Below are 420 nucleotides of genomic sequence, written 5' to 3' on the forward strand. Positions count from 1 at the left end.
ATCGGGCTCAGGCGCCCGTGTGGCAAAACGCGTCATCCGGATACACCGACCGGACGGCCCGATGGGTACCCTTGTCCAACACGCTCGCATCCTTCAATTGCAGCCGGCCGATCCTATTCGTGATGGCGCGCCGTGCAAGCGATATTGGCCAGGCGATGCCGGCATCAATCGCGAAGAAACGCGGTTGATGCCGGAAGTACTGTCCAGCTCACCGAAGCTTGGCCTGCAGGGCGTTGACATCGTCGCTGGTCATTTCACCGTCGGTGGTCACCTTGCCGTCGACGATCTTCCACAGCCGGAACGGGCCGGTGATGTCGCCGAACTGGTCGAAGGCGACAGGGCCGATGACGCCTTCGTAACGGATCGGCTTGCCATCCTTGATCAGGCCGAGCGCCTTGGCGAACTCCTCCTTGCCGGCAT

At 62.1% G+C, this 420-nt stretch carries 1 protein-coding gene and 1 pseudogene; one reads left to right on the top strand and one right to left on the bottom strand.

Features of this window, described 5'->3' with window-relative positions:
* Window positions 1-188 (top strand): hypothetical protein (locus tag EN807_RS36165; RefSeq protein ID WP_210240015.1); only part of this gene is annotated, 188 nt, incomplete at its 5' end.
* Window positions 189-208: 20 nt separating this feature from the next.
* On the opposite strand, the pseudogene EN807_RS32765 reads toward EN807_RS36165, so the two are convergent.
* A pseudogene (locus EN807_RS32765) lies at window positions 209-420 on the bottom strand (amino acid ABC transporter substrate-binding protein); the annotation flags it as partial.

The sequence above is a fragment of the Mesorhizobium sp. M5C.F.Ca.ET.164.01.1.1 genome (assembly GCF_004792125.1).
Classification (GTDB): domain Bacteria; phylum Pseudomonadota; class Alphaproteobacteria; order Rhizobiales; family Rhizobiaceae; genus Mesorhizobium; species Mesorhizobium wenxiniae.